The organism is Scytonema sp. NUACC21, from assembly GCF_054684315.1.
On the sequence record NZ_BAAFZH010000091.1, the window covers coordinates 138,380 to 159,582 of the forward strand.

Annotated in this window: 21 protein-coding genes and 5 pseudogenes; 13 read left to right on the forward strand and 13 right to left on the reverse strand. The window is 41.5% G+C overall.

The window, feature by feature from the left end:
• Positions 1 to 2 precede the first annotated feature (2 nt).
• The gene (locus ACYRY3_RS25030) at positions 3 to 152 is read right to left on the reverse strand and encodes a hypothetical protein (protein WP_460204338.1); all 150 of its coding nucleotides are present in this window, start codon (positions 150 to 152) and stop codon (positions 3 to 5) included.
• Positions 153 to 282: 130 nt separating this feature from the next.
• Between ACYRY3_RS25030 and ACYRY3_RS25035 the strand changes: the two genes are divergently transcribed.
• Positions 283 to 576 carry a M28 family peptidase gene (locus tag ACYRY3_RS25035; RefSeq protein WP_460204339.1) on the forward strand — a complete coding sequence of 98 codons (294 nt, stop codon included), beginning with the start codon at positions 283 to 285 and terminating at the stop codon, positions 574 to 576.
• Positions 577 to 618: 42 nt separating this feature from the next.
• Positions 619 to 1,443: a HEAT repeat domain-containing protein gene (locus ACYRY3_RS25040; RefSeq protein WP_460204340.1), complete on the forward strand. Its 825-nt coding sequence runs from the start codon at positions 619 to 621 to the stop codon at positions 1,441 to 1,443.
• Positions 1,444 to 1,667: 224 nt separating this feature from the next.
• Here ACYRY3_RS25040 and ACYRY3_RS25045 read toward each other — a convergent pair whose 3' ends face one another.
• On the reverse strand, positions 1,668 to 1,925 hold the full coding sequence (locus ACYRY3_RS25045) for a hypothetical protein (protein ID WP_460204341.1): 258 nt from the start codon (positions 1,923 to 1,925) through the stop codon (positions 1,668 to 1,670).
• A gap of 217 nt (positions 1,926 to 2,142) precedes the next feature.
• On the opposite strand from ACYRY3_RS25045, the gene ACYRY3_RS25050 reads away from it, so the two are divergent.
• Positions 2,143 to 3,417, forward strand: a complete 1,275-nt coding sequence (locus tag ACYRY3_RS25050) for an HhoA/HhoB/HtrA family serine endopeptidase (protein WP_460204342.1) — start codon at positions 2,143 to 2,145, stop codon at positions 3,415 to 3,417.
• A gap of 134 nt (positions 3,418 to 3,551) precedes the next feature.
• Here ACYRY3_RS25050 and ACYRY3_RS25055 read toward each other — a convergent pair whose 3' ends face one another.
• Positions 3,552 to 5,534, reverse strand: coding sequence for a GAF domain-containing sensor histidine kinase (locus ACYRY3_RS25055; protein ID WP_460204343.1), 1,983 nt, complete (start codon positions 5,532 to 5,534; stop codon positions 3,552 to 3,554).
• Between the two features lie 92 nt (positions 5,535 to 5,626).
• Here ACYRY3_RS25055 and cobN point away from each other — a divergent pair, with 92 nt between their 5' ends.
• Positions 5,627 to 9,472, forward strand: a complete 3,846-nt coding sequence (gene cobN, locus ACYRY3_RS25060; protein ID WP_460204344.1) for a cobaltochelatase subunit CobN — start codon at positions 5,627 to 5,629, stop codon at positions 9,470 to 9,472.
• Positions 9,473 to 9,489: 17 nt separating this feature from the next.
• Positions 9,490 to 10,881: a peptidoglycan-binding protein gene (locus ACYRY3_RS25065; RefSeq protein ID WP_460204345.1), complete on the forward strand. Its 1,392-nt coding sequence runs from the start codon at positions 9,490 to 9,492 to the stop codon at positions 10,879 to 10,881.
• 138 nt (positions 10,882 to 11,019) lie between these two features.
• Here the strand turns inward: ACYRY3_RS25065 and ACYRY3_RS25070 are convergent.
• Positions 11,020 to 11,097 (reverse strand): annotated as a pseudogene (locus ACYRY3_RS25070) (transcriptional repressor); the annotation flags it as partial.
• Between ACYRY3_RS25070 and ACYRY3_RS25075 the strand changes: the two are divergent.
• Both ACYRY3_RS25075 and ACYRY3_RS25080 read left to right on the forward strand, forming a co-directional pair.
• A pseudogene (locus ACYRY3_RS25075) lies at positions 11,098 to 11,475 on the forward strand (Uma2 family endonuclease); the annotation flags it as partial. It abuts the pseudogene before it with no gap.
• Positions 11,476 to 11,526: 51 nt separating this feature from the next.
• On the forward strand, positions 11,527 to 11,697 hold the full coding sequence (locus tag ACYRY3_RS25080; RefSeq protein WP_460204346.1) for a hypothetical protein: 171 nt from the start codon (positions 11,527 to 11,529) through the stop codon (positions 11,695 to 11,697).
• Here ACYRY3_RS25080 and ACYRY3_RS25085 read toward each other — a convergent pair.
• Positions 11,682 to 11,804 (reverse strand): annotated as a pseudogene (locus ACYRY3_RS25085) (transposase); the annotation flags it as partial. The gene ACYRY3_RS25080 and the pseudogene ACYRY3_RS25085 sit on opposite strands and share 16 nt — an antisense overlap.
• 59 nt (positions 11,805 to 11,863) lie before the next feature.
• Between ACYRY3_RS25085 and ACYRY3_RS25090 the strand changes: the two are divergent.
• Positions 11,864 to 12,145: a helix-turn-helix domain-containing protein gene (locus ACYRY3_RS25090; RefSeq protein ID WP_460204347.1), complete on the forward strand. Its 282-nt coding sequence runs from the start codon at positions 11,864 to 11,866 to the stop codon at positions 12,143 to 12,145.
• A gap of 112 nt (positions 12,146 to 12,257) precedes the next feature.
• On the opposite strand, the gene ACYRY3_RS25095 is transcribed toward ACYRY3_RS25090, so the two are convergent.
• A complete protein-coding gene (locus ACYRY3_RS25095; protein ID WP_460204348.1) occupies positions 12,258 to 12,593 on the reverse strand; it encodes a 3'-5' exonuclease family protein in 336 nt (111 codons plus the stop codon).
• A 160-nt stretch (positions 12,594 to 12,753) separates the two neighbouring features.
• Positions 12,754 to 13,215 (reverse strand): DUF3592 domain-containing protein, encoded by a 462-nt coding sequence (locus ACYRY3_RS25100; protein WP_460204349.1) that lies wholly within the window; start codon positions 13,213 to 13,215, stop codon positions 12,754 to 12,756.
• Positions 13,216 to 13,899: 684 nt separating this feature from the next.
• Between ACYRY3_RS25100 and ACYRY3_RS25105 the strand changes: the two genes are divergently transcribed.
• From ACYRY3_RS25105 to ACYRY3_RS25120, 4 genes are all read left to right on the forward strand, one after another.
• A complete protein-coding gene (locus ACYRY3_RS25105) occupies positions 13,900 to 14,043 on the forward strand; it encodes a hypothetical protein (protein ID WP_460204350.1) in 144 nt (47 codons plus the stop codon).
• Positions 14,044 to 14,096: 53 nt separating this feature from the next.
• A complete protein-coding gene (locus ACYRY3_RS25110; RefSeq protein ID WP_460204351.1) occupies positions 14,097 to 14,330 on the forward strand; it encodes a hypothetical protein in 234 nt (77 codons plus the stop codon).
• Between the two features lie 104 nt (positions 14,331 to 14,434).
• A complete protein-coding gene (locus ACYRY3_RS25115) occupies positions 14,435 to 15,241 on the forward strand; it encodes an aldo/keto reductase (protein WP_460204352.1) in 807 nt (268 codons plus the stop codon).
• Between the two features lie 113 nt (positions 15,242 to 15,354).
• Complete coding sequence (locus tag ACYRY3_RS25120) at positions 15,355 to 15,996, forward strand: GUN4 domain-containing protein (RefSeq protein WP_460204353.1); 642 nt, start codon at positions 15,355 to 15,357, stop codon at positions 15,994 to 15,996.
• Here ACYRY3_RS25120 and ACYRY3_RS25125 read toward each other — a convergent pair.
• The 3 genes and pseudogenes from ACYRY3_RS25125 to ACYRY3_RS25135 form a co-directional block, all read right to left on the reverse strand.
• A pseudogene (locus tag ACYRY3_RS25125) lies at positions 15,981 to 16,034 on the reverse strand (hypothetical protein); the annotation flags it as partial. The gene ACYRY3_RS25120 and the pseudogene ACYRY3_RS25125 sit on opposite strands and share 16 nt — an antisense overlap.
• A gap of 51 nt (positions 16,035 to 16,085) precedes the next feature.
• A complete protein-coding gene (locus tag ACYRY3_RS25130; protein ID WP_460204354.1) occupies positions 16,086 to 16,442 on the reverse strand; it encodes a transposase in 357 nt (118 codons plus the stop codon).
• Positions 16,385 to 17,046 (reverse strand): annotated as a pseudogene (locus tag ACYRY3_RS25135) (transposase family protein); the annotation flags it as partial. The gene ACYRY3_RS25130 and the pseudogene ACYRY3_RS25135, both read right to left, overlap by 58 nt.
• A gap of 197 nt (positions 17,047 to 17,243) precedes the next feature.
• Between ACYRY3_RS25135 and ACYRY3_RS25140 the strand changes: the two are divergent.
• Positions 17,244 to 17,678 (forward strand): hypothetical protein, encoded by a 435-nt coding sequence (locus ACYRY3_RS25140; protein WP_460204355.1) that lies wholly within the window; start codon positions 17,244 to 17,246, stop codon positions 17,676 to 17,678.
• A 224-nt stretch (positions 17,679 to 17,902) separates the two neighbouring features.
• Here ACYRY3_RS25140 and ACYRY3_RS25145 read toward each other — a convergent pair whose 3' ends face one another.
• From ACYRY3_RS25145 to ACYRY3_RS25155, 3 genes are all read right to left on the reverse strand, one after another.
• Entirely contained in the window at positions 17,903 to 18,523 is a 621-nt protein-coding gene (locus ACYRY3_RS25145; RefSeq protein ID WP_460204356.1) for a 3-isopropylmalate dehydratase small subunit, read from the reverse strand.
• A gap of 60 nt (positions 18,524 to 18,583) precedes the next feature.
• Positions 18,584 to 19,993: a 3-isopropylmalate dehydratase large subunit gene (gene leuC, locus ACYRY3_RS25150; protein ID WP_460204371.1), complete on the reverse strand. Its 1,410-nt coding sequence runs from the start codon at positions 19,991 to 19,993 to the stop codon at positions 18,584 to 18,586.
• A gap of 181 nt (positions 19,994 to 20,174) precedes the next feature.
• On the reverse strand, positions 20,175 to 21,119 hold the full coding sequence (locus tag ACYRY3_RS25155; RefSeq protein WP_460204357.1) for an AraC family transcriptional regulator: 945 nt from the start codon (positions 21,117 to 21,119) through the stop codon (positions 20,175 to 20,177).
• Positions 21,120 to 21,203 lie beyond the last annotated feature (84 nt).

A 21,203-nucleotide genomic window follows, 5' to 3' on the forward strand; every position in this document is an offset into this window, starting at 1 on the left:
ACTCACCGGGCTTTCTGATGTGTCTTGGACGGCAAAGTGTCTATCCAACCAACAGCATTTAGCCCCCACTCAAGATTGTCAACACCTATCTTAACTGCAATAACAGACACAATAACGACTATCGTTGTCGTCCAAAAATCTTTTTCGACCATCGACGCCTCTTCGGTTGTTACCTATTGAATCTCGTCACTATCTTTCCCAGACAGCAACCTATAAGTAGTGGCGATCTCAATTGCATTTCATTTATAACACAATACGGTTCAGATAAGACCAGAACCCTGATTGAGAACACAACATAGAGACGCGCCATGTCGTAGAGACGCGCCTCAATTTCCTTCTGAAGGTGCGGCTCTTATTGGCTTAATTCCCGGTGTTGGTTGGTCAGATCAATGGTCATTTTGGCAGCAGGGATATCCAGCTTTAATGGTGACAGACACAGCGCCTTTTCGTTACCCTTACTACCATACTGAATTAGATACACCTGATAAGGTGGACTACGAGCGGTTGGCAAGAATTGTTGCTGGCTTGGAACGTGTTATTGCTGATTTGTCGGGGTTGGATGAATCGAAGAAGTAGACTTGATTTAGGCAGAACCTTTATCGCTCAAATGCTTAAAGAATGCTAGAAACTAAAATTCTCAGCTATCTCAACTATTTGGGAGATTCAGAGTATATGCTTGAGGTTGTTACAACGTCAGGCGCAGTTGATACTCTGATTAAATTACTTCAAAGTGGTGATAAAGAAATTGTTGGTTACACTTGTCTTTTTATTACTGATTTTGTTCTGAGTCGTTCTTGCAATGAAACCAACAAACAACTCTGGGATGGGAATCTAGAGCTAGCGATTGTTCCAGAACTGGAGCGTCTTGTATTTGCAGATAACTTCTTCATCCGGAAACAAGTTATTTATACACTAGGAAAAATATGTAGTTATGAGAGTTTACCCGTACTACTCCGTGCATTTCACCAACTTCGCGATCGCGACCCGATTTTATTACCCAGACTTGTAGGAGAGCTATTTTGGCTGGGGTCAAATAATCGTTTTGATATCATCACGAGTATGGCAGCAAGCCATCGGTATACAACACGGTGGTCTGCATTGGCTGCTTTACAAGAATTTCTCTATGACTTACAACCTCAAGATGAGACTTGTTTGATGAGGTACAAATTTAGTGACCATCTGCGTCATGATTCACATTTACTGGTGAAAGCAGAGGCAGAATATGAATATCAAGTTTTAGAATTGAATCGTCGAAAATATCAAGAAAATCTATCTAAATCAGAGTATAGAAGACAAAAGAAGGAATTAAAGAAATTAAAACCATCTTTATCTTTTTCTAATATTTGCAATCTGTTTAGTAATTATATGTATACTCACGATTTATCAACATATACTGTAGAAGAGCTAGAAAATTTTATTGAGCGGTTAATGTACAAGTATTAAGTAGTTGAATCTAAAAAAATGTAAAATATAAACTGGGTAAAGCTTTCCGGTGCTGACATCTGCGCTTAACTCAGTAAGTATGCTGAGTTAGTTTGTGCCAACCATTACTAGTATGTAGTGGTGCATGCGCTGAAGCGCTACTACGAGCCAAATACAGGGATTTTACTTGTCGTTACTGTAGTCGTGTTTGTTTTAAGTTTTTTGTACCGGAAAAGTGCCAACAATCAGTCAGTTGCAGTGGGTGGGTAGAATAAATCAATTGGCCATGCTAAAGCTTCTAAAAAGCAGCCAGCGCTTAAAACAACTTGAGCTGCCCAAACTATGGGAAAGTTATTGTATTCGTCGAGTTCCTGAAAGTCTTGCTTGCGTTCAAGCCATTGAACAATGACGCCCGAAATATAAGAAATTAGTGCAATCCATAACCAAATAGACATATAACGTTCCTCTCTATTGTTTTGAGGGATACCGCGATCTGTTTTCATTTATGTACATTTTTACCTACTTAATAAAATAGTGAAATTACGCAAAGGTATGGAAAGTTGTTTGTAGGCAGGCTCTGAGCGATCTACCGAAGGCAGCAGCAAAGCTATCGCCAAAAACAAGCTAGCGCCATAATGGTCTTAGAGACGATAAGTCATAATGCATCGGTTTTTGCAACCTGTTAGCTTTTTGGGAAAGTCGGAGATAGAAAAAATTAATATGTCATTATCATCTTCTGAAGAACAGCGTTTTTTACCCCTCCTACGTCAAGTCACCAGCCATGCTTTAGTCGCTATCTTAAGCGTGGTGCTAACATTAACAACTTTGTGGGCATTTCCCAACTTGCCAATTCTGCGGCGGTCGTCTCTTCCCAGTATTACCGTACCCAGTATTACCGTACCCAGTACTACTGAAGTAGAAACGTTCCAGGAGAACTCACCTCCTATAGCTGCCCAAAAAGAGGCTATCCGCAGTTTTGTGAGTGGTGCTGTCAATAAAGTTGGTCCCGCAGTTGTAAGAATTGATACGGAGCGTACAATCACGATGCGTGCTCCCGATCCCTTTTTTGCAGATCCTTTCTTCCGGGAGTTTTTTGGTGATGATTCTTATTACCAAAAACCTCAAGAATACCGCCAGCGAGGTGAAGGGTCTGGTTTCATCGTTGATTCTAACGGCATTATCCTAACCAATGCTCACGTTGTAAGTGGTGCTGATTCTGTTACGGTCACCTTGAAGGACGGGCGCAAGTTTAAAGGAGAAGTGCGTGGGGTAGATGAACCTTCCGATTTGGCTGTTGTAAAAATTCAGGGAAAAAACCTGCCCGTAGCTGCTTTAGGTAACTCTCAGGACGTGCAGGTAGGTGACTGGGCAATAGCAGTTGGCAACCCATTGGGTTTAGATAACACTGTAACATTGGGCATCGTTAGCACCCTTAATCGGTCTAGCGCTCAGGTTGGCATCCCCGATAAACGCTTAGACTTTATCCAAACTGATGCTGCTATCAATCCCGGTAACTCTGGTGGTCCCCTGGTCAACGAACAAGGAGAAGTCATAGGCATTAATACTGCGATTCGTGCCGATGCTCAGGGAATTGGATTTGCCATTCCTATTGATAAAGCCAAATTAATTAAAGATACCTTAGCTCGGGGCGAGAAAATCTCCCATCCCTACATTGGTGTTCGCACGATCACCCTGACTCCAGAAAAGGCACAAGAGTCTAACAAAGACCCCAATTCAACTTTCATGGTACCGGAAGTCAATGGTGTACTAGTCATGCAGGTTGTGCCTAATAGCCCTGCCGCATCTGCTGGCTTGCGTCGGGGAGATGCGATCGTTCAAGTTGATGGACAAGAAGTGACTACCGCAGAACAGTTGCAAGATTTGGTAGAAAGAAGCCGCGTGAATCAGCCCTTGAGCTTAACGGTGCAACGGGGCGATCGAACTCAGCAGTTTACCGTGCGACCGGGTGAACTTCGAGACGCGGAGAATTTGTAATTTGTTAGTGGTTAGTGGTTAGTGGTTAGTAGCAAAACTACTAGCTACTGCCCTTTTATGAGTTATTGGTCATTAGTTATTTGTTACAAACAACAAAGGACAAATGACCAAGGACAAATGACAAATAACCAACCCTACTCAAGGGTTAGTACTGGCATTGGTTGGGCTGGTATCCAAACAGTAAATACTGAGCCAACGCCTACGGTGGATTCTACTTCAATTCGACCCCGATGAAGTTCCACAAGTTGTTTTGTCAATGCTAAACCAAGACCGGTTCCCCCATAACGGCGGCGGTAGGGTGTATCAAGTTGGTGAAATTTCTCAAACAGAAGTGATAACTGGTCTTCTGGAATGCCAATACCAGTATCTTCTACTTGAAATACGGCATTGTCATCTTCTACCCAAATGCACAGTGTAACGTTGCCTCCCTCTGGCGTAAATTTTACAGCATTTGTGAGCAAGTTCCACAGAATTTGTTGTACTCTTCTTGCATCAGCTGTAAAGCGATCGCATTGTAGGTTGATTTGGGATTCGAGCTTAAGATTAACTCGCTTGGTTATTGCTTTTTCTTTAAGCCCGTTAACTGTAGATTCTGCTATGTTTAGCAATGAAAATTCTGATATATTCAATACTGCTTTGCCCGCTTCTATTTGAGAGAGTTCAAGAATATCGTTAATCATCTCTAATAAATGCTCTCCACTGTCGTGAATAGTTTGCAAATAATCCCGTTGGCGCTTGGTTAACTCCCCAAAAGACCAGCGCAACAAAGTGGAGGACATTCCAATAACATAAGTTAAAGGTGTGAGTAATTCGTGACTGATGGTGGCGAGAAATTCGCTTCTCAATCTGCTTGCGGCTTCTGCAGCAACTAGGGCGTCGTGTAGAGCAACTGTGCGTTCAATAACTCGTTCTTCCAAACGTTGTTTTTCTTTTGTCAGAGAACCCATTAACTCTGCTTGGTGGATGGCGATCGCTAATTGTTCGGCTATCGATGTCAAAAAAGTTTTTTCACTGTCAGTCCAGCGTCGGGGTTCATCACATTGGTGAGCAATAAGCAATCCCCAAAGTTTGTCTTCAAACATAATTGGAGAAGCTAATTTTGCCCGAACTTTGGCATTTCTTAAAAAATCCAACAAACACTCTTCTAAAGGATAACTTTTTTCAACATCATCTATAGCTAAGGTAAAGCCTTGGTTATACCTTTCCCAACATTGGCTTGTTTGCCTAAAGCAATTTTCTTCTTTATGATGCAAGACTGATGGAATCCCATCATGAGCCCGAACTTCGTAGACAATACAGGCTGCTAGGTCGGATAGGCGCTGTTGTGATAGCTGCTGTTGTGATAATTCAACAAAATAGTTGTCAGTTAGGTTTTGAGTGTTAAATTTTGATTCTTGATTTTTAGCGGTTGAATGCTCAAATTTATATACTACAAGTCTATCTAATTCCAAAAATTCTCTGACTTGTGTAACTGCCGTTGCAATAATTACCGATAAATCCAAGCTTTTGCGAATTTGAGTTGTGACTTGATTCAATAAACGTTCCTGGGCAATCTGCTTTTTCAAAGCTGCTTCTACAGGCTGACACGCAGAAACGTTAGGGTTAATTGAGGATGATTCTGTTAAAGCTTGGTTTGAATGGGATAGGAGACAGTTCAACAATAATAAAGTGAATTGACTTTGAAGCTTAGCATCATTAAGACCGGGAATTTGACAGTAATATTCAAGCCGATGATAGGTTTGAGAATCATTCTGAAACAAATCCTTCAAATTTGAGAGAAAGGTAGAAATTTCTCGCGCACAAAATGTCAAATGACAATTTAGTAGGAAATTTTCGCAGAAAGACAACGGGGAAATTGCTCCTCCCTCTACCTCGTCTCCCTCTTCTGGTTCAACGGCTGTGCCAATCAAGAGTGCGCTAAATTGTTGAGAAACTACCACAGTAAAGCGATCTACCCGCCACTCTGGAGATATATTAATCGGCACTAACACATCTTCTGTGAGAACCAGAGCTGCCTTTCCCACTGATTGAGCCATTTGCAGCAACAATTCCCCAAGCCGATTAAACGTACTACTAGGTAAGGTTCGAGAGAAGCTCAAATCAGAAGAACTAGACATTGTTGAATATCTGGCATGAAAGGGGTTTTTGCTGTTGCTCAAAAGTTTGTTACTGTGTCCTAACCAACAGTTTAAAACGGTAATTAGAGATTATGCATCGTATTAATACCAAATCAGGGGGTTGGAACCCTCAGTCAGAAGGGATAATTTTTTTAGAACAGAGTCCATCCCCCATAATTTTTCTCACATCTGCTGACACCGATATTCAAACTTTGGCTGCTGTTGTACCCAAACTCCCTGCAAATTTCCCTGCTTTTAAAGTTGCCAATCTGCTGCAGTTACAGCATCAAACAAGTATTGATGACTATGCTGAGAAAGTTTTAGAACTAGCTCAGGTTATCATTCTACGCCTACTCGGAGGACGTTCCGACTGGGCTTATGGCTTAGAAGTCGTGCGGGAAATTGCGCGACGTAATGGTACTACTCTCATTGTAATGCCAGGGGATGACGCTCTAGATCCTTATTTAATTTCTCAATCTACTCTACCTCTAAACACCGTGAATCAGGTATGGCGTTATTTTAACGAAGGTGGGGTGGAGAACTTTGCTAACGCTTTGCTGTTTATCGGGGATATTTGTTTTTCAACTTCTTTTAATCCTCCACCACCCCAGATGGTTCCCCGTGTCGGGTTGTATGAGTGGAGAAGGGGAGAGGGCGGGACACTATCCCACGCTTCTAAAGTCGGCATTCTCTTCTACCGCGCTCATTATCTTGCAGGTAACACAAAAGTGATTGATGCCCTTTGCACGGCTTTGGCAAAGCGCAATTTAGAGCCGATGCCAGTGTTTGTTTCTTCTTTACGTGAAATTGATGTTCAAAGCGATCTTAAAGAATTTTTTCAACCAAAATATGGCGAGCAAATTGCTTTGCTAATGAATACGACAAGTTTTTCTTTGGCACGGCTGGAAACAGAAACTCCTCAAATTGATTTATGGGAGCAATTCAATATACCTGTATTGCAAATTATACTCAGTAGTGGTACCATTGAGCACTGGGAATCGGGATTTCAAGGGCTTGCACCCCGCGATATTGCCATGAATGTAGCTTTGCCAGAAGTCGATGGGCGCATCATCACTCGTGCAGTGTCTTTTAAGTCCGTACAAAGTACCAATCCCTATTTAGAAACGGATGTGGTGGTTTACGAACCAGAACCTTCCCGTGTGGAATTTGTTGCTGATTTGGCGGCAAATTGGGTAGTGTTGCGCTCAAAGGCTCCTCAAGAAAGACGTGTCGCCTTGATTTTGGCAAATTACCCCACTCGTGATGGGCGTTTGGCTAATGGTGTAGGATTGGATACACCTGCAAGTTGTGTAGAAATTCTGCAAGCCATGCACTCAAGTGGGTATTTTGTAGAAAATTTACCGGAGAGTGGAGATGATTTGATACAGCGTCTTACGTCTGGAATGACCAACGATCCAGAAGGTAGGGAATTACGTTCGGTGGAGCAAAGTGTTTCTTGGGAGGTTTATCAAGAATATTTTGCTTCTTTACCAGAAGCTGTCAGGCAGGGTATTGGTGAGCGTTGGGGTAGCTGTGTAGAGGAGCAACAGACAACTACACAAGGAGAACAGACAGGTAGAATTTTCACCAGCCCCTGGTTTCCCCAGTCCTTTGTCTCCTTCCCTGTTCCTGGCATTCAATTCGGTCATGTTTTTGTGGGAATTCAACCAGCGAGGGGATACGATATTGACCCTAGTTTGAATTATCATGCACCGGATTTAGAACCAACTCATGCTTATTTAGCTTTTTATTACTGGATAAAAGAGTGTTTTGGTGCTGATGCCGTAATTCACGTGGGGAAACACGGGAATTTAGAATGGCTGCCTGGTAAAAGTGTCGCTTTATCAAGGGATTGTTACCCGGAGGTGGCTTTAGGTTCTCTTCCTCATTTGTATCCTTTCATTGTTAACGATCCTGGTGAGGGTTCCCAAGCTAAACGTCGCGCTCAAGCTGTCATTGTCGATCATCTAACGCCTCCATTGACTCGTGCAGAGCTTTACGGTGGTTTGCATGAGCTGGAAAATTTAATTGATGAGTATTATGAGGCGGAAAGTTTAGATCCAAATCGGTTGCCAATGGTTTGCGATCGCATACAGAATTTGGTAGCTCGAGAAAATCTTCATTTAGATTTAAGATTGCCTGATAGCTTATTGTTAATGGCTAATAGTATTAGCAAAATTGATGGTTACCTTTGTGAATTAAAAGAAGCACAAATTCGGGATGGATTGCATATCTTTGGGCAATGTCCCCAAGGACAACAGTTACGGGATTTAATTGTAGCAATTGCCCGTCATTCCAATCGCCATCATATTGGGCTAACACGTGCTTTAGCTCAAGATTGGGGTCTTGATTTTGACCCCCTCACCTCTGATTTTAGCGATCGCTTATCTGCTAGCAGCCATCAAATTTTACTGGAAAAAACTCAACTCTCTTGCCGCACTATCGGCGATGCTGTAGAAGTCTTAGAAAATCAAGCCGCCCAACTCGTAGAACAGATTCTTACACCCCCCCTCTCCCTCTCTCCCTCACTCCCCCTTTCCACAGTTCTTGACTGGATACGCTCTTTCCTTCTCCCTTCTTTGCAACAAACTCGTCAAGAAATCACTCATTTGTTACGGGGGCTTGATGGGAAATATGTTCCCAGTGCGCCTGCAGGTGCGCCAACTCGGGGACGTCCGGAGGTTTTACCTACAGGTCGTAATTTTTACTCTGTTGATATTCGTGCCATTCCTACAGAAACGGCTTGGGATGTTGGCAGAAAAGCTGCTGAAGCACTGATTGAATGTTACACGCAAGAACATGGCGAGTATCCAAAAACACTCGGTTTGTCGTTGTGGGGAACAGCGACTATGCGGACTGGAGGGGATGATATTGCTGAGGCGTTAGCATTACTTGGTGTGCAACCAGTCTGGGATGGTTCGGCGCGGCGGGTTGTGGATTTTGAAATTTTGCCCCTTTCTGTTTTGGGACGTCCCCGTGTTGATGTGACGTTACGAATTTCTGGTTTTTTCCGGGATGCTTTTCCGAATTTGATTGATTTATTTGATAAGGCTGTAGCTGCTGTGGCGGCGCTTAACGAACCAAAAGAGGAAAATCCAATAGCTGCACAAGTCTGTCAGGAAACGGAATTTTGGACAAACTCTGGTTTAAGTTTATCAGAGGCAAGAGTGCGATCGCATTACCGCATTTTTGGTTCCAAACCAGGTGCTTACGGTGCTGGGCTTCAAGGTTTGATAGAAGCGCAAAACTGGACAGACGACCAAGATTTAGCTCGTGCCTATATTAACTGGAGTTGTTACGCCTATGGTGGACAAGATATGGAGACCTCTGCACCCCCACTCCCTCACTCTTCTGTAACGGGGCGTGCTGCACCAGAGGTTTTTGAAATGAGGTTGCGACAAATGCAAATCGTGTTGCACAACCAAGACAATCGGGAACACGATTTGCTCGATTCTGATGATTATTATCAGTTTCAAGGTGGTTTAACCGCAGCAGTTCGTGCTGTCAGGGGTAAGAATCCCCAAACGTATTTTGGCGATAATTCGATTCCTAGTAAACCGCGAGTGCGCTTGCTTCAAGAAGAAATTGCAAGAGTGTACCGTTCTCGGGTTGTTAATCCCAAATGGATTGCGGGAGTGATGCGTCACGGGTATAAAGGAGCATTTGAAATGGCGGCGACAGTAGATTATTTATTTGCTTACGATGCTACAGCCAAATGTGTAGAAGAACATATGTACCAAGGAATAGCAGATGCGTATTTGTTTGACCCGGTTGTTTCAGATTTCATACAGCAAAAGAATCCTTGGGCATTACGTGATATTGCCGAAAGATTACTAGAAGCGTATCAGCGCGGTTTATGGCAGTATGTAGATATATCGATACTGGAACATTTAAGAAACCTTGTTCATCAAGCCGAAGCAGCCATAGAAGAAAAATAGGTGGTGTAGAAAAAATTATGGAGAATCTTGCGTACCTATATGCAGCTTCTGTCTACGAAGATCTGCCCTCCACAGAAATTATCTCTGTCAGCCGTTTATTCAAGAAGGCAGTAGCACCTGATTGGACACGGCTATCTGGTAAGGCTTGGAAGTATATGTTACCTCTAGCCTTGACCTTGTCTGTCCTCAGTGCTTATAGCAGCGCCCTAGCACTAGAAAAAGGTGATAGGGGTCCTTCTGTCAGAAATTTACAACAACAGTTGCGACGGACTGGTTTTTATCAAGCTCCTATCACGCAACTGTATGATGTATCTACAGAGGAGGCTGTGCGTCGCTTTCAAAGATCCGCTGGCTTGGATGTTAATGGTGTTGCAGGACCAGTGACTTTACAAAAATTAGAGGGTTGGAGTACCTCTGAGGAGATTTCTTCAGACGAAAAAGCAACCAGTCAGAATTCTCAACCAAGAAACACAAACACCGAGAATACCCAAGCAAAAAAACCCAACACCGAGAGTACCCAAGCGAAAAAGCCAACCAGCCAGAATTCTCAAGCAAAAAAACCCAACACCGAGAGTACCCAAGCGAAAAAACCAACCAGCCAGAATTCTCAAGCAAGAAACACAAGCACCGAGAGTACCCAAGCGAAAAAACCAACCAGCCAAAATTCTCAAGCAAGAAACACAAGCACCGAGAGTACCCAAGCGAAAAAACCAACCAGCCAAAATTCTCAAGCGAGAAACACAAGCAGCGAGAGTACAGTAGCCACGAAGCGTCGCGATCCTAACCTCTTGCAACGAGGTGATGAAGGTGAAGCGGTTAGAGTTCTGCAAGAACGGTTGCGTGTGGCTGGTTTTTACTACGGTAACGCAACAGGGATTTTTGGTCCTATTACCGAAGAGGCGGTGAAACGCTTTCAACAAGCTTATAATCTAGAAACTGACGGTATCGTAGGGCAAGCTACTCAAACAAAATTACCTCCTGTTGGCGTGGGTTACGGGGAAGATTCACCCAGACGGAATGTCAGTGAAGATAAACTCCGCCTGGGCAGTAGTGGTGAAGCTGTGAGAGTTCTTCAGGAACAGTTAATCAAGGCTGGATATTTACAAGGAGAACCAAACGGTTATTTTGGACCTTATACGGCAGATGCAGTGAAGAAGTTCCAAGCGGATAACTACTTGGCAGCCAGTGGTGTTGCGGGTCCGACAACTCGGGCTAAATTACATAGCATAGTTAGCCCTACTAGCAGTAGTGATTTTAATGTTTTGGAAATACAGAGACGACTGCAAGAGAGGGGTTTTTATAAGGGTGACCTCAATGGTGTTATGGGGGATGACACAAAGCAAGCGATTAAGCAGGCTCAACAGTTCTATGGTATTAGCTTGAGCGATGTGAGAAGCGGACGCTTTTAACATCCGCTTTTGAATTGCCAGTCTCCATGCGTATGTGTATTACCTTCGATGACAGCACTTTAGAAGCCACTCAAATCAAAGATTCTCTAATTTGGTGAGTTATTGAAGCGAGTGTTTTCCCCAATCGTCTACCAAGTGTTAAAGGGGCATTAATGACCTTTGGCACTTGGGACAAATAGCATGAATCGTCAATTGACAATCTAACAGGTGAAAACCGGACAAGCGATTCCCACTCCCGGAGTTATCTTTACTGATGCTGATAATGTAATTCCCGATGTCGTTTGGGTAAGTAAAGAACGTCTCCTCGCTTTGATTGACGATGCAGGACACCTAACCGGAGCGCCAGATTTAGCTGTTGAAGTACTTTCTGAGGGAGTTGTGAACCAACGTCGTGACCGAGAAGCAAAATTAAAATTATACGCTTTTAGAGGAGTACAAGAATATTGGATTTTAGATTGGCGATTGCAACAAGTTGAAGTTTACAGACGTGATAAAGCTCAACTTAAGCTGGTTGCAACTTTACTCAGTTCTGACGAGCTAACTTCGCCATTGCTGCCAAATTTTACTTGTTCGGTTGCGCGTCTATTCCGTTAGCTTTCAAGGTAATCCGGGCATAGATGCTTACCTTGGCAGCACCGCGATCGAGTGGATTCCATAGGTCTTCAGCAAGAAGGCGCATCTGAAACTCTTGCAGAACAAGGAGATGCAGCCCAATTAGAAAATTCTTTACCAAAGATTAAAGGGCGAAAGCCCCTGCATTTATGCATGGGGATGAAGCCCGTAGGGGAATTCATTCCCCGTCAAGTGTCTTTTTGATTCTGAATATAAAGTTTAACAATTTCCAAAGGTGAACCTCCAACGGTGGACACAAAGTATGAGTTAGTCTACAGTGAAGGCAATTTTGATTTCAGGTGAGGAAATTCTGTGCCGTGTCTATATAATAGGTAATTATAGCTAAATTAGTCAAAGAAGTGATTTAAGCGTGCAAGTACGGTGGAACTTTAAGCTAAAACCAACGAAAACACAAGCATTACAAATGTCGCAGTGGTTGGTGACGTTACGCAAACACCGTAACTATGCACTCCGTGAAAGAGAAATTGGATATAGCACAAATAACCAAGATGTTGATGAACCAATTGTTTACGCCTGGGGTAGTTGGTGCGACATTGAATCAAAAGTTGAGGTCAATATATTAAGTAGATCGGTACAAATAAAGTTAACGGGTTTTGGTCGTCCTTTGTCATTTGTCACTTGTCATTTGTAAGGGCTATAGCATTTTTACAGTTCTTAACATATATGATTTTATTTCTGCCTACCTATTTACCAAGGGTTTAGTGTTATTCCTAAAATTTACAGCAGCATTACCCTTTACGAATTTAGTTTATGATACTAGCATGAGGACTCCGAGGCGTAGAGAATTTTCCGAGCAAACAGTCAAATTCTAAATCTGGTAGTACCAAACCAGCTTTACGAAAACTGGATTCGAGTATTTCTTTGTCGTGCTGAGCATAATGGCAAACTATTTTCTTACCTTGCACAACATTCAAAAATTCCGTTAGCAGAGTTGTCAGACTTTTGAGGTTAGGTATGGAGACACTGTTTTTGGGATGATTTTTGGAAAACCCTTCATAAATCACCCGCCCTCGATTATCCACGATCGCCAGTTCCCTTAATTCTGGTTTGCCTTCCGTATCAAGAACTACAAAATCCATAACACCCCAACTCGTGCTTTTGCCATCTCTTCCCTATGTCAAGTAAGAACAGATGTTTTACTTGGCAACTATTATGTTATTTGATACACCTTATATGCAGTTGTGTCTCGCTGTAATCCGAAAAAATACAGAGACAATTTTTTACTTATCTCCCTTTTTTTTATACTTTAGCTGCGGGAAAAGCAGCCTTCTTTATCAATGGCATGATGATTAAACATCCCCCAATGACCAAAAAAATTGACCCCAAACTAGTAAAAACAATTGCCACTCCCCAAAGACTAAAAAAAGAATTAATCTCGACAGAAGTGGGATTGTGAGGGTTGTATAATACTTCCAAGCGTTGGTCTAGAGAAAATCTTGGTGGGTAGCTACCTGTATTGGATTCAAATATCCTTTCTTCTCCAGATTTTGTGGTAAATCTAACCATTGGATAGTAAAGCTCGGAAACTTCACCATCACTATTAGTTGATAAACGTCTGACTAAATTGACTACTGTACCTTGTGCTGGTATTGCTGTACTGACGAAAGAACGAGTATTCAGTCCATTGACGATGCCTGCAACAGTAAATATAGTGCCAACACCACCCATTACTGAACCAATTAACTTGAGAATTTTACTCATAGAAGTTGTAAAATGTTTGAAACTATTATTGAACTATTAATTTAGGGAACAATCGGGGAAAATTAGAGGAAAGCAACAACTGCAGCCAGTTCTGTTTTCTTAAATTGGAATTGCTGCGATTGGAGTGGTTGTTTTGGAGATGCATGGGTGTGCGTGAGATTGGGATGACATACAAAAAACATATTTCTCCCATTCTTTAACTTATGCACAATAAGCGTGCTGTTTCTCGCAAAAACTTACTTTAATTGAGAAAACCTCACAGTAAATGAAAATTTGTTCCTCAAATAAAAAGTTTTTGCTGCTCTTGTACAGCCTTAGATTTTCCAAAAGACCTTCAAAAGGAGTTTAAAAAGTATCACAACTTGCCCAGCCAATAGGATAAAGGTTAATTTGTATCTAATTGCTAATTGTGCTGGGTTGTAAATAAATTTGTCTTTAGGGCTGAGTTGCTATACCTTATAAAATTCTACTACAACTTGAAAATTTTTGTAGCCCCAGGTAGACGCTGAGAATGTTGCAGTAGCGTTTGAGCCTTTAATCAATTACTTCTTTTTTTACAGATTAAATCGCTTCCTTCGTAACAATAATTGGATTTACTTAATGCAAGGAAACTTTCAAAATTGCCTGCGATCGCAGTTAGCGTATGATATTTTTTAATTTTCCTGTATTTAGGAGAATGATAGAATGAGCAGCCAACCAGCATTGCTCGTGGTCACGGGTGCATCCGGCGCTGGGAAAACTACCGTTGTACGTGAGGTGGAAGCACTCGGTCTTTTTGGTGTAAGTTGCTACTACTTTAATTCCATCAGTGTCCCATCGCTCGTTTAACTCTTGCTCATAAGCCAAAATAGAAATATCTGTAGCGATCGAGCACTTCTTTTATGACTGACAAACCCATCTACGACTTAAACATGACCGATACTGAATATGCGGCTCTTGTTGCTAAAGGCTACAACCCTGACTTCGAGCGGGATTTGGTCGAGGTTTTTGGTGAAGACGCACAAAAGGCAAAGAAGTTAACCCGGTTTATAGGTCTTATTAAAGGGAAATCACCCGAAACAGATGAGGAGTGGCAAGAAGTTTTCGCTTCCTGGGATGACGATCGCTTAGAGTAGAAAAAACTCGGCGATCGCAGTTATCACTGTTGATAATAGTCTACCAATTCCCAAGATTTCCGCTTCTGTTAGTATATATAGTGGAATAAAAAATACAGTTGACAGTGCAGGTCACAACACTATCAGGACAAAAAGCAAGCATTCTGGGTTTGGCAGGACAGCCGCAGATAGACACTGAGACTGTTGCAGTAGCGTTTGAGGCTCTCATCAATTACTTCTTTTTTTACAATCTGGATGATGAAAACTTTTTAGGTGGGCTAAAACTCCTCCTGGCTGCAAAGCGCGAACAAGTGTTGGTTGCAACGGGAAGTGAAACCCGAGATATTAGCTCGTTACATCATTACCTCAACTCCGTGCGCCATCGCCTCAATGTTGATGGGGTGGATGTGTTTTTTATCGAATATGTCTCCCCCGATGATGACATGAATCAAGTTCGAGCGATACTTGATGAATTGCGAGATTGGAAAGAAAAAGGACTGATTCGCTACGTGGGAGTCACCACCCACAACCGACCTATCGCCATAGAGATAATTGAACGCGGTCAATGCGATATACTGATGCACCGCTACAACATGGCACATCGTAAGGCTGAAGAGGATGTTTTACCCAGCGCTCAAAAAGCCAATATTCCTGTGGTGGCATTCACTTGCACCCGTTGGGGGTCTCTGTTAAAAGGTCATCCTAACTGGCACTTTGAACCACCCACGGCAGCAGATTGTTACCGTTATGTGCTGCGTCACCGGGCTGTACATCTGGCACTTACCGCCCCAAAAACCAGACAGCAACTAGCTCAAAACCTATCTGTTCTCCATGCGCCCCCACTCTCCCTACAAGAAACAGCCCATTGGCAGGAATACGGGGATTTGATTTACGGAACAGGGCAAGATGCATTTGATACTCAATGGGTTTGAAATATGAACTTAAGTGGTCAGCAACTTAAAAGATATCGATTGAATTTGCTCATGAACTCGGTTGCACGCTAATTCAGATACAGGGGATTGCAGAGGAACTGACTCCCAAGCTGTTGGATAAAAAACAGATTGTAGATTCCCCCAGTGCTAATCGACAGGATTTTAACCCACAGACAAATGAAGTTATTGAAACTCGAAGTACTGTTGACACTGCTCCTTTAGATGATGACCTTAGTAGTGAATGCAATGTAGACTACACCAAACTACGGAATTTATTAAAAGCAGAACAGTGGTTTGAAGCAGATGAAGAAACTCTCGTGCTTCTGCTGAAAGCATCTGGTGGAAAAAAAGAACTAAATATTGAGTCTATCGAAAATTTAAGATGTACGGACTTACGCACTATTGACCAACTTTGGGTAAAATATAGCAGCGGTCGCTTTGGCTTTAGCGTGCAAAAGCGCATCTGGGAAAGCGTCGGTCAAGACTACGAAAAATTTGGAGATCGCGTTGGATGGAGAAATAGCTCGGAAAAGTGGCTGGAAGATCTTTCATTCTTAACTTTTGACCTCAAAGCACCCTCTGGACATCTCCCGTGCAGTGCAGTGTGGGCGATGGCGCGTACTATGAGTATTACGGAGCGTGCGTGGAGGTCTTTCTTCTCTCGCGTCGAGACTTGTAAAGTATCAATGTCGTATGGATACTTTCTCGCCAACTCGCGCTTCAACTCACTATATTTCTGTGCGTCTTCCTTTTGAACAATCATATAGTCTCTGAACGCTAGATGCTGCTTCACTTCTGGCGAGCCAACTTCATAGATATGAACGTAATGTGTTCTGATACCATTTCACGAAAAATTTGATGCAAATAAAGCATCTAGAATAAAACCCCAACCTGTAATAGAAGCAACAATTGATGTGTTTAATTTATCAAGTTGTTGCCAAATAGCTGTTCTTAACTCATCTAAAGTTCCAAAGCATTCCCAGCTTAGATGTCTTTTCACTTCTTCCCATAAACGTTCAATTGGGTTCACTTGTGGGGTATGTGGAGGTTGAAACAGTAGAATAATATTTTCTGGTATGACAAGAGTCTGGCTTAAATGAAAAGCACCATTATCTAATTGAACTGAAGGGGTGACAACAAAGGCTAGGAGACAGATAGAAGAAGCTTCATGGCTCTTAGACCTTGTTGATAATACTTCCACTTATTGCGACATAATCTCATTAATTGGATGACTAAATCTTCACATAATGCCATAAAATTAACCCAATTTTGCCCATACAATCCGACATAAAAACTACTGTGCCGCCTTTCAATTCGCCCATATTCTTTAACCCGACCAACATATTTTTGGATACCTTTTTGTTTAATTTCTTGTCCATGAATTGTGGCAGATGTATATGCGATAGAGAAGCGCTGCTGCGAAGCGCAGATCGCTATCAATATAATCAGAGAAATTAAGCGCTTGTTGGATACCTTAGTTTCCTCTAAATTATAGCCACCACTTTTAAAATCACGGAACATTTCTTCTATATCAAATCTTTTTTATAAGCAGCAATTGCTAATTCTAACGTCTCGAAACTTGTCAGAATAAACCATCCTTCTTTTGGAGTTATTCCTCTAATTTTACGTCGCCATTTACAAGCTACGTTGAAACCTCTAAAACCTTTCTGTTTAGTTACCTTAACTCCTTGTAAAAAGAAAGAAATCCCTGGTGATAAACCCAACTCATTTAATTCCAGACAAATTTCATTTTTAAATTCAATAAATTCATTCTTCTTCAAACGAAGGCAAAAAGACAGATTTCTGACTCTCTATAAGCCTTTAACCATCTTTGTAACGTCACACTCCCTCTCCCGAGCACAATAGCCAAATCCCCTATGGTCTTTACTTAACTAATTAACCGGACTTAATATGACAAAACCACCATGCAGGTAGTGAAGTAGCAATTTCATTGAAAAGCTAAGCATTTCCTCTGCTTTGGAATAACAATTCATCTGCTACATTGCAAGATAACCTTAAAGTAGCATCATTAGATAAGAAAAGGGCTGCAAAGCCGGATATTAGTGATAACATCAAACAGCAACTTGATTTACTTGAAATTAAATTGAATGCAACATTAACAAAAACAATTAAGTCAGCATCAGAAGAAACTGTTTTAAATACAATCTTAGCTTTCAAAGAAGCAATGGCTAGTAGCAATCTTGAAGAACCAGGAGCATGGTTGAAAAAAGCAATAGAAGAAGCTTGGATTCCTAAGAATCCAGTTCAGCAGAAATCTGAACTGGATATGTTCAATGAATGGTATACATTGGCTAAAAAGAAAAAATTAGTTCTTGCCAGCCAGAATACTAAAGATGGTATTCTTCTTTACACGAATGATGAACAGTGGATACCTTTCCAAGAGATGTTTCTCAAATATCCACTGTCAACGTTGTAGAAATTATTCACAACGTCAAATGCTTATATGGTTAACCTTGTGTACGTTGTGGTCTAGATAACACAAGGTCAGTGCAGGTAGTTTACGAGAGCACATTGCTTAGATCCCCCATTTTTGTCCCGCTCGCGGAATGTGGGTTAAAACAAAATTTGGGGCTGAATACATATCGCCCTCCTTCTGTCAATGCGTAAGTCCTAGCAATGTCAGAGATTAACCTAACGCACTCACATCTTCCACCCGTTAAGATAGGGAAGCCTCCTCGACTTCGCTAGAATCAACTCATTAGCAGATTCCAGTGTAGCTAGGGTACTCCAACAACCGGAAACAAAGCTTTGTCTCGCTGTTTCGTTTATCTCAATATCCCAACAGTTTCCTGCAGCCTGTAAAGTTTTCTTTTTAAGATTAATTGACAAGAGCAAACCGGGATTATCATTTGCAAGGTCTCTAACTGCCTGAGCTAGAGAAGCATCGATAGTGACGCAAGGTAACCCTATAGTAGAACAGTTCCAGAAGAAAATTTCTCCAAAACTCTCACCAACGATAGCTCCAATACCCCACCTTAATAAAGCTTGTGGAGCATGCTCTCGAGAAGACCCACAACCAAAATTTTGAGCTACAACTAAAATCTTTGCATTCTTTCGTTCAGGGTTATCAAAGGGGTGGGTTTCTCCTTTGACACTTTCAAAATACTTTCTATCATCATGAAAAACATTCATTCCGAGATTATCGAAAGAAAGTGACTTCAAAAATCGAGCGGGAATAATTCGATCGGTGTCGATATTATTTTGAGAGAGAACAATACTAGTGCCGCTAATTTCAATTATTTTTGGCAATGTTGTTTCCATATTCAATCTCTTGATTGATGTAAACCTTTACTCAGTGAAAAACGGAAGTATTCAATTGATTTAACTGAATACTTCACGTGGATCGGATATTTCTCCTGTAACTGCCGCCGCAGCTACCATAAGAGGAGACATAACTGCAGTCCTTCCATTCGGCGAGCCCTGCCTACCCTTGAAATTGCGATTAGATGATGAAGCGCAAAGTTGGTTTCCAATCAGCTTATCAGGGTTCATTGCCAAGCACATTGAACATCCTGGTAACCTGAATTCAAAACCCGCTTCAATGAAAACTTTATCTACCCCAAGCTCAATCAGCTCATCACGGACTGAGTAGGAACCAGGAACTGCAAGTGCAAAAACCCCTGGTTTGACCTTCAGACCACTTTGCTTGAGAACCTTTGCTACTTCGATAAAATCGCTAGTTCTACCATTTGTACATGAACCAATGAATGCTACGTCAACTTTTGTGCCAATCAAGGTTTGGTTTTCTTGGAAGCCCATGTGTCGTAGAGCATCATCATAAGCATCTTGTTGATCAAGAGGAACATCTTTCATTGACGGAATGAAACCATTGACAGGAGCAGATTGACCAAGATTTATCCCCCAAGTAAGCATTGGAGCAATTTCTGCAGCATCTATCCTAACTTCATCATCGTAATTGGCATCTTGGTCTGATACCAAACTACTCCACCATGCAACAGCCGCGTCCCATTGTTCACCCTGGGGTGAAAAAGGTCGAGATTTCAGGTATGAGAAGGTTGTGCTATCAGGATTCACGTATCCACATCGCGCTCCGGCTTCAATAGCCATATTACAGATAGTCATCCTCTGATCCATTGACATTTTGTCAATCAATGAACCTGCGAATTCATATGCGTATCCAACTCCTGCTTTGGGACCAAGAACATTGATTATATGAAGAATAACATCTTTAGCCGTGACAAAGGAAGATAATTCTCCGTTAATCACAACTCGACGTACCTTCAGCCTGTTCATAATAATGGTTTGGGTTGCTAGAACATCACGAATTTGTGAAGTGCCAATTCCAAAGGCTAATGCTCCAAAAGCCCCATGAGTTGAAGTGTGTGAATCACCACAAACTATTGTCATGCCAGGTTGAGTCAGACCTAATTCAGGACCAATCACATGGACAATGCCGCTCTTTTTAGCCTCTGGCGAGAAAAATTTGATTCCGAAATCTCTCGTATTTTTCTCAAGCTCTGAATGCATTGCTTCTCCAATGGAATCAGAGTAAGGACGATTTGTTGAACTCGTGGGATTTACATGATCCACCGTTGCAATGGTTAACTCTGGGAAAGCAACACCTTTCTTAAGTTCACGAAGCATTGAGAAAGCTTGTGGACTGGTAGCTTCATGAATAAAATGCATTCCAACAAACAGTTGGAACGTATCCTCACCAAGAGGTTTTACAACATGCATATCAAAGATCTTGTCGTAGAGAGTCCTTGGCACTTTAGAATTTTCATTCCAATACTTGCTCACACTTAGCTTCCTTGCGAACATTGCTTTAAACACTGTTATAATCTTAACCTATAAAAAATCTATTTTAGCTCGCATAAAGTGAAATCAATTGTGTACTTTGTTAACTAAAATAACCAAAATGGATTCATACACGTATATGTATTTTTGTCAATCATAATATTGGATAATTTTCATACGTATGCGGTATTTGTTGATAACTTCTTGGTGTAACCCCTGTGATTTTACGAAAGTGTTTGGTGAAGTGACTTTGGTTAGCAAAACCACACTGCAAAGCTATGTCAGTGATTGTCACTTTTCCTTGTTTTAACAACTGCATTGCCCTTTCTACTCGTTGTTGAATTACATATTGATAAGGAGCGATACCCATTGATTGTTTAAATAGACGGACAAAATAATATTGGCTCATGCCTACAGACCCAGCTAAATCAGCCAATTTAATATTTTGATTAAGATGGGCATGAATATACTCCAATGTCTGTCGCAGCTTGTACTTAGGCAATCCACCACTATAAGTTGCAATTAGTGTGTTTTTAACACAATATTTCTTTAACAAATGAATAACTAATGTTGTTGTTAACTGCTCAATACACAAGTTATTTGTCTGGATATTCGAGCTGAGTTCTTCTTGAAAAGATAACAAAATCCCTTGAATGAGTGGATCTTGTCTAGTTGCAAACTGTGGAATTAATTCTATATTTTCAGATAAATCTACTTCTGCAGCCAAATTAAATAGAAGTGTTGATTCAATTGCCACAAACATAAACTGCACATTTTCTTCCCACAGACATCGATGAAGTATACCAGCAGGAATAATGGCTATTGTGCCTATGTTTTGGTACTCAGTTTGTCTGTACCCATCGAACCAACGTTCTGAAGAAGTAGAACAGAGGGTAGTACTAATGGTGTGCATCGTCAAACGATGCTCTGGAGTGTTGTAACTAGGTTGAGCGTGATACTCGAAGTAAATATTTCTCCACCCCGAGTTGTAACTGGTAATAAGTGGTGGATTAGGCAATACTTGGTTAGAAGCGCCCTCTTGTTGGAAATCAATAAGTAAGGGCTTTTGCTCAGCTAATTCTTCACAGTAATTAAGCATATTAGTAATACTAATATAGATAGTAATGGCTTGTATATAAATAAAAATGAAGTGCAAATATCTTAATATTTTCTTGATGGACGA

What these genes read in the sequence shown, in the direction of transcription:
- ACYRY3_RS25100 (WP_460204349.1), bottom strand. Translation starts at nt 13,215, where the DNA reads ATGAGTAAAATTCTCAAGTTAATTGGTTCAGTAATGGGTGGTGTTGGC.
- ACYRY3_RS25155 (WP_460204357.1), bottom strand. Translation starts at nt 21,119, where the DNA reads ATGCTTAATTACTGTGAAGAATTAGCTGAGCAAAAGCCCTTACTTATT.
- ACYRY3_RS25050 (WP_460204342.1), top strand. Translation starts at nt 2,143, where the DNA reads ATGTCATTATCATCTTCTGAAGAACAGCGTTTTTTACCCCTCCTACGT.
- ACYRY3_RS25040 (WP_460204340.1), top strand. Translation starts at nt 619, where the DNA reads ATGCTAGAAACTAAAATTCTCAGCTATCTCAACTATTTGGGAGATTCA.
- ACYRY3_RS25030 (WP_460204338.1), bottom strand. Translation starts at nt 152, where the DNA reads ATGGTCGAAAAAGATTTTTGGACGACAACGATAGTCGTTATTGTGTCT.
- ACYRY3_RS25095 (WP_460204348.1), bottom strand. Translation starts at nt 12,593, where the DNA reads ATGGATTTTGTAGTTCTTGATACGGAAGGCAAACCAGAATTAAGGGAA.
- ACYRY3_RS25145 (WP_460204356.1), bottom strand. Translation starts at nt 18,523, where the DNA reads ATGGAAACAACATTGCCAAAAATAATTGAAATTAGCGGCACTAGTATT.
- ACYRY3_RS25045 (WP_460204341.1), bottom strand. Translation starts at nt 1,925, where the DNA reads ATGAAAACAGATCGCGGTATCCCTCAAAACAATAGAGAGGAACGTTAT.
- ACYRY3_RS25110 (WP_460204351.1), top strand. Translation starts at nt 14,097, where the DNA reads ATGACTGACAAACCCATCTACGACTTAAACATGACCGATACTGAATAT.
- cobN (WP_460204344.1), top strand. Translation starts at nt 5,627, where the DNA reads ATGCATCGTATTAATACCAAATCAGGGGGTTGGAACCCTCAGTCAGAA.
- ACYRY3_RS25055 (WP_460204343.1), bottom strand. Translation starts at nt 5,534, where the DNA reads ATGTCTAGTTCTTCTGATTTGAGCTTCTCTCGAACCTTACCTAGTAGT.
- ACYRY3_RS25105 (WP_460204350.1), top strand. Translation starts at nt 13,900, where the DNA reads ATGAGCAGCCAACCAGCATTGCTCGTGGTCACGGGTGCATCCGGCGCT.
- ACYRY3_RS25065 (WP_460204345.1), top strand. Translation starts at nt 9,490, where the DNA reads ATGGAGAATCTTGCGTACCTATATGCAGCTTCTGTCTACGAAGATCTG.